Origin of the sequence: Actinomadura sp. 7K534 (genome assembly GCF_004348575.1) — a bacterium.
Classification (GTDB): Bacteria; Actinomycetota; Actinomycetes; order Streptosporangiales; family Streptosporangiaceae; genus Spirillospora; species Spirillospora livida.
In genome coordinates, this window is sequence record NZ_SMKB01000200.1 from 1 (window position 1) to 13,310 (window position 13,310).

At 66.7% G+C, this 13,310-nt stretch carries 3 protein-coding genes and 1 pseudogene; all 4 read left to right on the top strand.

Going from position 1 to position 13,310, the window contains the following annotated elements; translation table 11 throughout:
* Positions 1-329 (top strand): annotated as a pseudogene (locus E1266_RS38270) (SAM-dependent methyltransferase); the annotation flags it as partial.
* A gap of 719 nt (positions 330-1,048) precedes the next feature.
* Positions 1,049-3,247: a hypothetical protein gene (locus tag E1266_RS28720; RefSeq protein WP_132052317.1), complete on the top strand. Its 2,199-nt coding sequence runs from the start codon at positions 1,049-1,051 to the stop codon at positions 3,245-3,247.
* A 110-nt stretch (positions 3,248-3,357) separates the two neighbouring features.
* Complete coding sequence (locus E1266_RS28725; protein WP_132052319.1) at positions 3,358-12,657, top strand: LamG-like jellyroll fold domain-containing protein; 9,300 nt, start codon at positions 3,358-3,360, stop codon at positions 12,655-12,657.
* Positions 12,658-12,694: 37 nt separating this feature from the next.
* A complete protein-coding gene (locus E1266_RS28730) occupies positions 12,695-13,189 on the top strand; it encodes a hypothetical protein (protein WP_132052321.1) in 495 nt (164 codons plus the stop codon).
* Positions 13,190-13,310: the final 121 nt, after the last annotated feature.

The following is a 13,310-nucleotide window of genomic DNA, read 5'->3' on the forward strand; positions in this document are numbered from 1 at the left end:
CACCGCCCCCGCCCGGCGCCCAGCCGCCACCCCTGTGGGGCGACCCCGACCACGTCCGCACCCTCCTCGGCGACCGCGTGACCGACCTCGAAACCCAACGCGAGCACATTCGCATAGACGCCTTCGAAAAGCCTGAGGACTTCCGCGACTACTTCAAATCCCGCTACGGCCCCACCATCGCCGTCTACAACCACATAGCCAACGACCCGGAAAAGGTGACAGCGCTGGACGAGGCGCTGATGCAGCTGGCCCAAGCCCACGCGTCCGACCCCCCGCCCCTGACCATGAACTGGGAGTACCTACTCCTGACCACCCACAAAACACCCTGACCGGCGCGACGGCCGCGGTCACCCGCCCGCGGCCTCCCGCCCGTTGCAACAACCCGGTTGCCAAGCGGATAACCGATGCTCTCAAGCAGGCGTAGGGGGTACTCCGTTCTCCACGGCGCATACGCCTTGACACCTCCGCCGATCTCCACGTTGCCGGCGCCGTCCCGACCCTGCTCCTGCAGCCCGGCACCGAAACTACGTGGCTCTTCTGGCCTGCGTTGGTTTCTTCAACCCGTCATCGGCCACGACGGGTGCCCGAGCTTGATGATCTTTCCAGCCCAACCAGAATCTGTAACTCTAGGTAATGATCCTCTGATGGGGCGTGGATGTCGAAAATTGACGGTGCCCGTTCAAGCGCCTTGAGCTGGATGAACAAGAGCGGGGTTTGGAAGAAGGTGAGTACTCGGGAGTGATTAAAGGCCAGGCCCGCAATAATTTGGAGCCTGGCCGCTTCCGGTCAACGATCTTGTCAGATGGCTTGGGTGCACGCGATCTTGTGAACAGATATTCGAGGTGACGCCGCGACCCGACTTCGCGGCGGCTTGACGAAGGGTCGGGTCGTGCGGAGTTTTTGTCGTCGCTGGGCAGCCGTTCTTCTGGCGTTGGTTCTTGGAATCGGGACCGCGTTGTCTGCTTTCATCGCCGCCCCGGCTGCGGCTAGGACGGTGCCTGGAGCGGGGTCGGCGGCAGGTCAGTTCTTCGATGTCCGCGGACGCCTGGTGAACGAGGTGGTCATCGGCGCCGGGGCGACGATAACCGTACAGGTCGCAGGAAGGGTGGGGATTCCGGCATCGGGTGTGGACTCTGTGGCGATCAATATCGCCGCCAGTGGTAGGACCAGCAGTGGAGGGGTCACTGCGTACCCCTCGAACGAATCGTTGCCGAACACCATTGCCGTCTGGTTTCGAAATTGGTTTTATGCGCACAACCTGCTGTTCGTAAAAGTCGGTACGGACGGCAAGATCAAGCTGACCAACACGGACCCCTCCTCAACGGTGAAGGTTTTCGTCGATGCCCACGGCTACACGGTTTCGACGCCGGCGGCGGTGGCGGGTTCGACATTCGTACCGGTAAAGCCGGCTCGAATCGGGCAAGTCACCGTGCCGGCCAACGGAAGTGCGTTGGCAGAACCGCTCGGCAAGGCCGGGATTCCTTCGGCCGGAGTGTCGGACGTGATGTTCACGATGTCGGGCAAGAGCGACACCCACGGCACGATCGTCACCTACCCCTCCGACGCGGCGCAGCCGGGTGACACCACCCTCGACTACGGCCAGAACCTGCTCGTCCAGAACCAGGTCATCAGCCGACCCGGCGCTGACGGCAAGGTCAAGTTCACGAACATGGGAACCAAGGCGATCACGCTGACCCTCGACGCCGTCGGCTACTTCGCAGAGCCGACAGCGGCAGTCACAGGATCCTTGCTCCTGCCGATCAAGCCGCACAACCTAGTCACCGACGTGAGCGTTCCAGCGGGGGGCACCTATACCGTGGCCCCGCTCGGACAGGGCGGCGTCCCGACATCGGGGGTCGGGGGCGTTTACCTGGTCGTCACGAACTACTACTACAGCACCGGCACCGGCGTACTGCGCGTGCATCCGTCGGGCGAGGCTCCGACGGAGGCGCACGGAGTGGCCGTCCAGCAGGCCCATGCCTACGGCGGGGCGATGCCGGCCAGAGTCGGTGCGGACGGCAAGATCGTTATTCACAACGACAGTACGACGGCGACACGCATCTGGGTCGAGCAGTACGCCTACTTCGAAACGCCCGCGACCGGTTGCACGGGCGCCGCGCCGGCGGCCGACCCCGCGCCGGCGAAGGTCGCCGCGGCGGTACCGGAACCGTACAACCCGACGACGGTGCTCCAGGCGTCCCCGGTCTCGGGCGGATCGTTGGGCACCCTCGAACTGGCCTACACCGACGGAATCGGGCGCCTGATGCACGGCCGCGCCGATCCGAGCGCGCTCGGATCGATGCAGTGGACACCGATCCATGGGCAGGAGGGCTACTACGGGCAGCCCGCACTCGGTGAGCAGGCAGACGGACGCCTCAACGTCCTGGCGCACAACCTCGACGGTGACGTCTGGTCCCGAACGCAGGCGACCAAGGATCCCGCAACCTGGGGCGACTGGGTGGATGTGGAAAGCCCGATGGGCTCCACCGTTACGGTCGCGCGGCATGACGAAACTCTTGTCGCGTTCGCGGTCGACGCCGCCGGGACGCTCCGGGCACTGCCGCAGTACGCCGCCGACGACCCCTACAAGAACTGGATCGACCTTGGGGTGACGGGCCTGTCGACCGACACCGCCCCGCTCGCGGTTCCGGTCGCCAACGGCCTGCAGCTCTTCTTCCTCGACACGTCCGGTACGTGGCGCACCGCCCTCTACGCGCGGGGCACGGTCTCGGATTGCGGGACTTTGAGCGGTCCAGGCCACTCCGGTAACGCGTCGGTGGTCACCTATCCGGGCAACCGCCTGCGGATCTTCGTGCGCAATCCCAACGGTCACATCGTGACCAAGGCGCAGGATGGTTCTGGCAACTTCCAGGCGACGTGGGACCAGGTCGGAAACCTCGTCGCGGCGGGCTCGCCGTCCGCGGTGCTCAGTCCGGGCAGTGGCAAGACCGAAGTCGTCGCACGGGGCACCGACGACCGCGTCCACAGCACTGGCGAGACGATCCAGGGCTCGGGTCAATGGCGCGCTTGGGTCGATGCCCAGCCGGACTATGACACCTCCGTCCCAGCCACAGACCCGACCGCGTTCACCTACTCCGCGACGAACGGCCCCACCTGGTCGTATCTCTTCCGCACGGTCAACCAGCAGACGCGCGTCTACTGGCCGGAGGAGGAGACCGCGCGGATCGCGTCCAAGTCCCCGGAGTTCGGGAGCCGAGCGCTTCCGAAGCCGCCGGCGGCCCGCTGACCCGCTGCCGGGCCGCCCCGAAACCCATCGGGACGGCCCGGCACACCGGGTGGCATCTCCATCGCAACCACGGACGGCTTCTCGAACTGTCCCGTGACCGGGAGTGAGACATGGTGCGGCCGGACCGGCTGTTGATCGGTGCAGGCAAGCGGCGGACCACACGGCACTCCGTGATGTTCCGGACCGTCGCGGTGGTGATCGTCCTGTCGCTTGTCGCCACCATCGACAGCAGCGGGATCGGCGCCTTGTCGGCGTGGCGCGAGTTGCCGGATCCGCACGGTCCCAAGCAGGGGTGGGGTAGCGCCGCGGGGCGGGGAGGAGACGTACCGGTCGCCGGGCGCAACCGGACGGAACCGAAGTCCTTGCGCTCCCAGTACCCGTTGACCACGGCGAAGAAGTCGCCGCACCCACCGCGCAACACCGCGAGTGTGGCGGCCCCACCAGCCGCCGAACCGGAGGACGTGTCGGGCTTCGACACCGAGACGAGCCGTGAGCTACCCGGACGGCGGGATGCGCATGTTCGCGCCTACGTCAACGCCGACGGCACCGAGTCCACCGAGGTCTCTCCCCGGCCGATCAATTACCGGCGTCCGGACGGCTCGTGGGCGCCCGTCGACACCCGCCTCGTCCCCGTCGGTGCCACGAGCGGCTCCGCTGGGGTCCCCCCGCAGGGCTGGCGGAACGCGGCCGACTCCGTCGACATCCGCCTTGCACCGGCGGCCGATGCCGATCCGGTCGTCCGGATGGGCATCGGCGATGGTCAGGAGATCGGCTACTCCTTGCGAGGTGCCGCAGCCAAGGCCGGCCAACCGGGGGAGCGAGGCGTCATCTACCCCGGTGCGCTCCCGCACACCGACCTAAGGGTCGACATCGGCTCCGGCGGGTTGAAGGAGACGCTCGTCCTCCGGTCGCCGAAAGCTTCCGGCACCTTCGTGTTCCCACTTTCGCTGAAGGGCCTCACCGCGCGCGTCGCCGGGGACCAGGTCGAGTTCGCCGATGCGTCCGGACAGACCAAGGCCGTCATCCCCGCCGGATTCATGGCCGACTCGGCGGCCGAACCCGCCACCTCGGACAACGTGACCTACAGCCTCGTTTCGGTCGACGGCACGCCCGCCTTGAAGGTCACCGCCGACCCGGAGTGGCTCGCCGATCCCGCGCGCGTCTTCCCCGTCGACGTCGACCCGAGCGTCGAGATCAGCGCGGCTACCACGAGCCTGACCGTCAACGACGGCGGCCAGGTCGGCGGATCCCAGGAACTGACGGTCGGTTCCCGGTCGGCCGCCTACCTGGGTTTTCCGGGGCTGAGCAGCAGGCTCCAACACCACCGGATCTTCGGCGCGTCGCTGTGGATGGTGAATTACGACTCGCAGACCTGCAAGTCACGGCCGGTCAGCGTCCGCCCGGTCACCGAGGCTTGGGCGGGCGCGACCGGCCTCAAGTACCCCGGCCCGTCGGTCGGCGGGGCGCTGGCGCGCAAGTCGTTCTCCTACGGGCACATCGAGTTCGGCGCCACCAAGTCCAAGTGCCCGACGAAGCCCGTGACCTTCAACCTGGGCAAGAGCGGGCGCGACCTGGTGCAGCGGTGGGTCAACGGCACCCAGCCGAACTACGGGCTCTCGGTGCGGGACGAGTCGTCCGGCGGCCTCGGCACCAAGAAGTTCACGGGACATGGCACCGCGAACCCGCCACGGCTCATCGTGACGCACAGTCCGTACAACGCGAAGTACGCGATCACGGACCCGGTGCCGAACCCGCCGGTCACCCAGGCGCAGAGCGGCAAGGTGAAGGTGAGGGTCACCAACACCGGCGCCGAGACCTGGACGCCGAGCACGTACTACCTCGGGTACCGCGTCTACGACGCCAAGGGCGAACTGGTCACCCAGCAACGTTCTGCGAACCTCACCGGGAACGTCCCGCGCGGCGGTAAGGCGACGCTGGACGCCGTCATCAAGCCGCTGCAACCCGGCACGTACTCCATCGACTTCACGATGGTGCGCCAAGGTGGGCCGATCTTCACCGACGAGCAGGTCCCGCCGATCCGCCTCCGCATCAAGATCATCGACATCGCACCGGTTGTGCAGGAGCTCTACCCGTCGAACGGCTACCAGGCCCCGACGCTGACCCCGCAGCTCTGGGCTACCGCCATCGACCTGGACGCCCCGCCCGGATCGTCGCTGAGCTACAAGTACGAGATCTGCGAGAAGGACGAGGACGGCGACCCGGTCAGCTGCTTCGACTCCGGCTACGTCCCGGAGTACGCCTGGACGGTTCCAGCCGGGAATCTCTCATGGAGCAAGACTTACCTGTGGCGGGTGTTCGTCAAGGACACCGGCAATGAGGTGCCGTCGCCCCGCGTCATGCTGCAGACCGCGGTGCCGCAGCCGCAGCTCACCGCACAGCTGGCCCAAGGCCAGGCCCACGAGTTCGAGCCGTCGTCCGGCAACTACTCCACGTCGGCGGTCGACGCCAGCGTCGCCACGGTCGGCCCGGAGCTCAAGGTCGAGCGAACCTACAACAGCTTGGACCCACGCCGAGACTCTCCCTTCGGGGCCGGCTGGACGACCCAGTTCGACATGCGCCTGACCGAGGACGAGGACGGCTCGGGCAATGTCGTCGTCGGCTACCCGGACGGTCAGCAGGTCCGCTACGGAAAGAACCCCGATGGGAGCTACGCCCCGCCCATGGGACGCGAGGCCACGCTCACCCTCGAACCCGGCAAATGGAAGCTCATCGATAAGGCGGGCACCACGTTCGAATTCGTCAACGGACGCCTGACCGCCATCACCGACGCGGGCAAGCACGCCATCACCCTCTACTACGACCCGTCCACGGGGAGGCTCGCGAGGGCTACTGCGCCCGGCGGTCGCGCGCTCTACTTCACCTGGTCCGGTTCCCGCGTGGCGTCCGTCAGGACCGCGCCGGTCGATGGCGAAGCCCTCGCCTGGAACTACACCTACAGCGGCGACCTGCTCACCAAGGTCTGCGGGCCGGCGTCCCGCTGCACCACCTACGACTACGAGACCGGTTCGCACTACCGCACGACCGTTCTGGACGACCGTCCCGAGTCGTACTGGCGGCTCGGCGAGGACGAAGGCGTCGGTGCATCCAGCCAGGTCGCGGTCAACCTCGGTGAAGACGGCGCAACGTACAAGAACGTCACACTCCAGGCCGAAGGGGCACTCGCCGGAACCGGCAACACGGCGGCCTTGCTCAACGGAACGTCGTCGCAGGTGACACTGCCCGCCGGAACGGTGAAGAAGAGCCGTGACCTGGCGATCGAAGTCTGGTTCAAGAACAGGCCGACCGGGTCCGGCGGCCCGCTGATCGGCTACCAGGACAAATCGCTGGACGCCGCGTCCGGGATCGGCGTCCCGGCGCTGTACACCGGCACGGACGGCAAACTGCACGGCCAGTTCTGGAGCGGCGGGCCCATCTCACCGATGTCGTCCACCAAGGTCGTCAACGACGGCCAGTGGCACCACGCCGTCCTCTCGGCGATGGGCTCGACGCAGACGCTCTACCTCGACGGCCAGAAGGTCGCGACGCTCACCGGCCAGACGCCCGACCACCACGCGCTCACCCAGAACCAGATCGGCGCCGCGTTCGCGTCCACACCCTCGTCCTGGCCCGGCTGGGGCACCGCCCAGCGCCGCTTCTACAACGGCACCATCGACGAAGTCGCGATCTACCATCACCCGCTGGGCCCCGCTCAGGTCGCGGCACACTACGCGAGTGCGCGCACCGCGGCCGACCAGCTCACGAGAACTACTCTCCCGAGCGGAAAGACCGCCACCCAGGTCGAATACGACACAGATCAGGACCGGGTCAGCGAGTACACCGACCGCAACGGCGGCACGTGGAAGATCAAGACTCCGACCGTCTACGGCGGTGCCGCCGACCTGCGGCGCGCCGTCGAGGTCCGCGACCCCGCCGACCGTCCCCACCTGTACGAGACGGACGCACTGACCGGCCAGATGATCCGTGTCGGCATCCCGATGGGGCTGGACGTCCGGGACGAGGACAACGAACCTCCGACGCCGACCGCGACGCCGTCCCCGACCCCGACGTACGTGTGCACGACACCCGACCCCGGCGATCCCAGCTTCTGCACCGATCTGCCCGGCAACCCCGGCGGCGTCCCCGACTGGATGGGCATGACGCTGGACGGGATGGGCATCCGGACGTTCGAGTACGACGACCAGCGCCACCCGACGACCATCACCAATGAGAACGGCGACTCGGTCAAGCTCACCTACGACGACCGCGGCAACGTCCTGACCCGTACCACGTGCCGCACGAAGGACGTCTGCCACACGGCGTACTACACCTTCCCGGCGGTCACCGATCCGTCCGACCCGCGCAACGACCAGCCGATCGAGTACCGCGACGGACGCTCGACCAGCTCCGGCGACAACAGGTACAGAACCAGTTACACCTACACCACGACCGGTGACCTGAGAGTCCAGACCAATCCCCAGGGCGGCGGTCAAGTCGAATACACCTACACCAATGGCGCGGAGGCCGCGGTCGGCGGCGGGAACATGCCGAGCGGCCTGGTCCGCACCGAGACCGATCCGCGTGGTGCCGTAACCCGCTACGCCTACACGCAGGAAGGCGACCTGGGTCAGGTCACCGACTCGTCCGGCCTCATCACCAGGTACACCTACGATTCCATCGGACGCCGCAAGTCCGTCACCGAGGTCTCCGACAGCGTCCCGGCCGGGGCCGCCACCTACTACGGATATGACGGCTGGTCGAACCTGACCAGCGTCACCGAACCCGCCACCACCAACGCCGTCACCGGTGCCGCACAGCAGCAGCGCACCGACTACGCCTATGACGCCGACGGGAACCTGATCAGAACCGAGGTCTCCGACACCACGGGGAACGGCGATCCGCGCGTCACCACCTTCGCCTACGACGACCACAACCTGCTCGAACGCGTCACCGACCCCCACGACCACGAGACCGGCTACCAGCACGACCGCTTCGGCAACGTCACCGCCGTCGTGGACGCGGCCGGCAACCGGTTTGAGTACGCCTACACCGCCCGCAACATGCTCGCTGAAATCCGCCTCCGCGACTTCGACGGCGACCCCGAGGGCGCCCCCGAACTCGACGACCACCTGGTCGTCGAAGCCCGCGCCTACGACTACGCCGGACGCCTCGTCGCCAACACCGATGCGATGGGCCGCCGCACCGAGCTGACCTACTACGGCGACGACCTGCTGAAGTCCGTGACGCTGAAGGATTTCCGCAACCCGGACGGCACCGAACGCGACTTCGTGATCTCGACCGTCGAGTACGACGGCGCCGGCAACGCCACGAAGATGGTCACCGGGAACGGGAAGAACACCGTCCGGAACGTCTACGACAACGTCGGACGCCTGGAATCCGCGACCGTCGATCCCGGGGGCATCGCGCGCAGCGTCAGCTACCGGTACGACGTCGGCGGCAACATAACCCGGGAGACCGTCAACGGCGCGCCGTCGAACGTGCCATGGGCGACCCCCGCCACAGGCGAGACGACCGCCTATGCCTACGACACACCCGGACGTCTCACCCGCCGGACCGTCGACGACGGCAGTGCCGCGCACATCACGTCCTTCACCTACGACCAGCGCGACCTGCTCACCTCGGTGACCGATCCCCGCGGCAACGCGGACGGGGCGGACGAGTCCGCCTACACCACCACCTACGGATACGACGAGATCGGCCGGCAGATCACTGCCACGTCCCCGCCGGTGGAAGCGGAGTCCGAAGGAGGCGCCCCGTCGACCACCAGGCCCGAGACCGTCACAGGTTTCAACACCTTCGACGAGCCCACCGAGTTCAAGAATCCGCTCGGGAAAATTTCCCGGACCGAGTACGACCGCCTCGGGCAGCCGGTCAAGGAGATCGCCCCGACATACACCCCGCCCGGCTCGACCACGCCGCTCACTCCGACAACGACCACGTTCTACGACCCCATCGGGCAGGTCGAGAAGGTCATCGACCCTAAGCAGAACGAGACCCGCTACACCTACGACCGGCTGGGGCGCCTCCAAAAGCTCGACGCACCGGCCAAGACGAACGACGACAGGTCGATATGGCGCTACGACTACACCCGCACCGGTGAGTTGCTGGCCGTCCTCGATCCCCTTGGTGCCCGCAGTGAGGCCACCTACGACGACCTCGCCCGCACGGTCACCACGACTGAGACGGTACGGACGCCGGTACCGGCCGCCTACACCACCCGCTACACCTATGACGACGCCGACAACCTCGTCACGACCATTACGCCTACCGGAGCCGAGAGCACCGCAACCTACGACAGCGCGAACCAGCTCACCAGGACGGTCGACCCCGCCGGCACCTCCTCCGAGTTCGGCTACGACGGACTCGGCCGCCAGATTCGGACGAGCGACGCCCTCGGACGGACCAGCAAACTCGGCTACGACACCATCGGACGCCTCGCTGCTACAAGCGCGCTCAAGGCCGACGGCACGGAGACTTCCAACGCCACTTACCGCTACGACATGGCGGGCAATCTCACCGGCGTAACCGATCCGCTCAACAACACGACCACGTTCGCGTATGACGCTCTAGACCGGCTGGTGAGGCAGGTCGAGCCGGTCACGGACACCAAGTCGATCACTACCACGTTCGGTTACGACGCCGCCGGGAACCGCACCCGCTTCACCGACGGCCGCGGCAACGACACCATCTACACGGTCAACCCGCTCGGACTACCCGAATCGATCATCGAGCCGTCAACCGCCGCGCACCCGGCCCCGGCGCAGCGCACCTGGACTAGCGCCTACGACGAAGCCGGCAATCCCGTCAAGATCACGGCACCGGGCGGGGTCGTCCGCGAACGGGCCTTCGACGCCGCCGGCCGTATCGTCACGGAATCGGGCTCCGGTACTTCGTCCCCGACGGCCGACCGCACCTTCGACTACGACGCCGCCGGGCGGCCCACCAAGGTCAACGCCGCCTCCGGGAGCAATACCTACGGCTACGACGACCGGGGCCTGCTCACCTCGGCGAACGGCCCGTCCGGGACCGCCTCATGGACCTACAACGGCGACGGGCAGCCGACGACCCGAACGGACATCACCGGCACGGCCGGCTTCGGTTACCTCGATGGCCGTCTCAAGACCGTCCAAGACGGCATCACCGGAGCCACGCGCACCTACGGCTACAACGCCGCCGGCGAGGTCAACAGGGTCGACTACGGGGCGGGCCGGATCCGCACCGCCGGATATGACGGCCTCGGCCGCCTCGCCAGCGACACCCTGAAGAACGACCAGGGCGCCGTGGTCGCGTCCGTGTCCTACACCTACGACGACAATGACCAGACCACCGGCAAGACCACCACCGGAACCGCACTTGCCGCCGAGGAGAACTACGGCTACGACGACGCCGGCCGTCTGACCACGTGGACGCGTGACGGCACTACCACCGCCTATGAGTGGGACGACTCCGGCAACCGCACCAAGAGCGGGACCATTACCGCGACCTTTGACGAACGGAACCGCCGCACGACCGACGGCTCGACCACGTTCACCTACACACCCCGCGGCACCTTGGCGTCCAAGGCGGATGCGAACGGTTCCACCACCTATGACTTCGACGCCTTCGACCGGCTGATCACGTCCGGCGGCACCAGCTACACCTACGACGGACTGGACCGCCTCGCCACCCGCAACGGCATCTCGTTCACCTACGCGGGGCTGGGTTCTGACCCTGTCGCCGACGGCTTGACCCGATACGCGCGGGGCCCATCCGATGAACCACTGGCAACCGCCCAGGGCCTGACCACTCGGATCACCCTTTCCGACAAACGCGACGACGTGTTCGGCACGTTCGACCCCGAGGCCGACCTCACCACCCTCACCGACTCTGTCTCCTACAGCCCCTTCGGAGAACCCACCGCCAGCACCGGCACCAAACCCGGCATCGGCTATCAAGGCGACTGGACCGACCCGGAGTCCGGCCTGGTCAACATGGCCGCCCGCTGGTACGACCCGTCCATCGGGGCCTTCAACAGCCGTGACTCCTGGAACCTCGATCCGTCCCCGGCTTCGGTCCATGGCAACCGCTACACCTATGGAAATGCGAACCCCAATGACCACTTCGATCCCACAGGCCATTTGGCGCCGGTCATCGTCGGGGGGCTTGTCCTAGGCGGCAGGGTGGCCTGGACCGGGTGGCGTGTGTATCGCGCCTGGCGAGCTGCGCAGGCCCTCAAGAACGCCTGGGACGCATGGCAGGCACCTAGCGGCGGCGGGGGCAGCCCCTTCCTGAACCCGCCTGCCGGGACCGGGTGCAAGGCGCCATGGTTCTGCTCTAGCCCTGGATCGGGTGACAGCGCTCGCGGCAGTTTCACGCGGCGGGGAGGAAGCTCCTCTTCCGCGCCTGGCCGGGGAGGCTCCTACGGAGGAAACGGCGGCCTGTCGGCCGCCCAGCGAGCGGCCATCGCCCGGGCACGAGCCATCGCGCGGGCCCGGGCGAGAACCGCGGCGGCCAAACGCCGAGCGGCGAAAGACGCCCGGAACAAGGCCCGGACCATAAACCCCTCGCTGCGCAGACCCTCCTACGCGGACCCTGGGAGCCGAATCTCGACAGGCCCCGCCCGAATGCCCACCAGGGCTAAGACACACAACGTCGTCGAGGACACCGCCGCATCTCTGCGCGCCATCCGCGAGAAGGCGGTCCGGGACGCGGGCTCCATAATGACGGAGGTGACCCTGCCGACGATCGCGGCGTCGCCGCTTTCCGCCGGCCCCCCGCCCCCGGCGGCCAATGTCGCCGTCCCCGCGTCTGACGACCCGGTACCGTCCGCGGGCGGAGTGCCAGGGCTGGCGACTGTGGACCCCCCCGAGCCCTCGACGGGCACTGACGATGTCACCGGAGGCTGTCAGCCCGTTAAAGACTACGGTCCCCCTGTCACGACAGAGCGTATCGGTCGGCCGAGGGGTATTTATGCTAGGTTCTGCAGCGATGATGATCTTGAGGGTGGCAGCTCTGCCGCTAGATTCTTCCCACCCGGCTGGCCCGAAAAGGGCGGGCGAAGTGCTAATCCGAAGGATGGGAAGGCTTATCGATACTCAAGGTGCCATCTGCTGGCCGACCAGTTGGGAGGCGATGGGAGTCTGCATGAGAACCTCTTCACCTGTTTCCACTCTCCCCTGAACGATCCAAACATGAAGGTACTTGAGAACCGGGTCGCGAGAGCTGTCCAGCGCGGGGAAATCGTAGACTATACTGTAACGCCCATCTATCGGCGTGGTCGTGCGATGCCGAGTATGATCCGGATGACTGCACGGGGAAGAACCAGGAATGGTCTGCCGGGACTTGATTTTGATAGGTGCTTGGGCAACAATCGAAAAGGGTGGGTGACCAATGGCGGCGTTTGCGGATCTTGAGGCTATTGTCGGGCCTCCTGCCTTTATACCTCCTCGTGTGGACTGGGGGCAGCTCGAATCCGAGTTGGGTACCGCCCTTCCCGCGGACTATAAGTTGCTGGCTGACACGTACCCTTCACTGAAGTTCGACGACTTCCTTGGCTGGTTCAGTCCAGCTTCTCCAAGCGATCCCGCAATCGTGGCCCAAGAAATGATGGACGTGCTTCAGCCGCTACGCACTCGCCTGGAGGGGCAGGAGGATATCGATGTCGTCTTTTCTGCTGGAAACAGGTCGACTCTGCCGCCCTATCCGGTTTACCCACAGCCGCAGGGTGTTCTGCAATGGGGCATGACCGAAAACGGGGACCGGTGCCTATGGCTGACGCGAGGCGATCCCGACGAGTGGACGGTGGTCGTGGAGCGGGGAATGTGGTGGCACTTCCAGGGCGGCATGGCCGAGTTCCTTGTGGAAATAATGACAAGGCGGGTGCGGTGCCCGCTCTTCCCTGAAGACTTTCCGGACACTCTTGATGTGGAGCAGAGCCTTGATTGAGGCGAGAATGCCAAAGTCCCTCGGGCGGAGATGGCGAAGTCCCCGAGGAGAGGGGCTCCGTCGGGGACTTCGGGGGTGAGTCAGCCGGAGTTGGTGGTTACCGGGGTGGGGGTTTCTTGGG